The organism is Flavobacterium sp. (genome assembly GCF_036741995.1).
Taxonomy (GTDB): Bacteria; Bacteroidota; Bacteroidia; order Flavobacteriales; family Flavobacteriaceae; genus Flavobacterium.
In genome coordinates this window covers 1-1,139 of sequence record NZ_DAINRG010000035.1, presented here as the reverse complement: position 1 = coordinate 1,139, position 1,139 = coordinate 1, and the positions used below count along the sequence as shown (strand labels likewise).

At 39.0% G+C, this 1,139-nt stretch carries 1 pseudogene; it reads left to right on the top strand.

Annotated elements, in window-relative coordinates:
- Positions 1-1,139, top strand: a pseudogene (locus V7D82_RS10010) (hypothetical protein); the annotation flags it as partial.

The window sequence follows — 1,139 nt, the reverse complement described above, 5'->3', positions numbered from 1 at the left end:
AGATTATACTTTATGGAGTACACCGGTTACCGGACCTCAAACACTTTTTGATTTCTCGCCTTTAACGTTACCCAATCGTTTTTATCAATACAATACTAGTACGAATGTTTATAATTCAGTAACTCCATCATCAGTGGTTTTCTCGAATGTGAAAGCTAAGGGATTTTTAATCCGGGTACCGGATAACCATTCGACTACAGGTGCTATTTGGACTGGTCAGTTTACCGGAGTTCCTAATAATGGAGATTACAGTTATAGCCTGCAAGGTTATGGTGTGAATCAACGCTTTAATGCAGTCGGCAATCCATATCCGTCACCAATTGATCCTGTAGCTTTTGTTTCTGATCCTGTAAACAGCACCAATATCACCGGACAATTAATATTTTGGAGAAAAACAAATAATCCTTTAAACACAGTGGCTGGTCACGCTACAGACAGTTATAGTGATTGGACTATTGGTACCGGATACAATCCAAACCCTGAAGCACCCACATGGGATGAAATAATTCAAACAGGCCAGGGTTTTATTGTAGAAGCTACCGCTGATGGGACGACATCATTAAATTTCAATAATGCTATGCGTATTGATAATCATCAGAATCAGTTTTTTAAATCGGCTCCGACAGCAACAGTTGCCAATACTACTGAAACAGATATTGAAAGAAACCGCATTTGGTTAAAAGCGGCTAATGTTACCATTGGAAATTCGTCTAATATGTTACTAGGATATGTAAGCAATGCTACTTTGGCTGATGACAGAAACATTGATGGTAAATACAATAATGATGGCGATATCGCCTTAACATCATTAATTGGCAATACCCGATATTCAATTCAAGGTAGACCGATACCGTTTGATGCTACCGATGTGGTTCCGCTAAGTTTTACAGTGGCACTTGCCGATACCTATCGCATAGCTATTGATCATGTTGATGGGTTATTTTTGAATGGTCAAAGCATTTATTTGAGAGATAACCTTACCGGAGCCATACAAGATTTAACTACCGGAGGCTATACTTTTGCCTCTGAAGCCGGCGCCTTTAACAGCCGATTTGAATTACTCTATCAATTGCCGTTGGGAGTGACAAATCCTGTGTTCAATTCCAATCAAGTGATTATTTATAAAAATCCTTCCAATG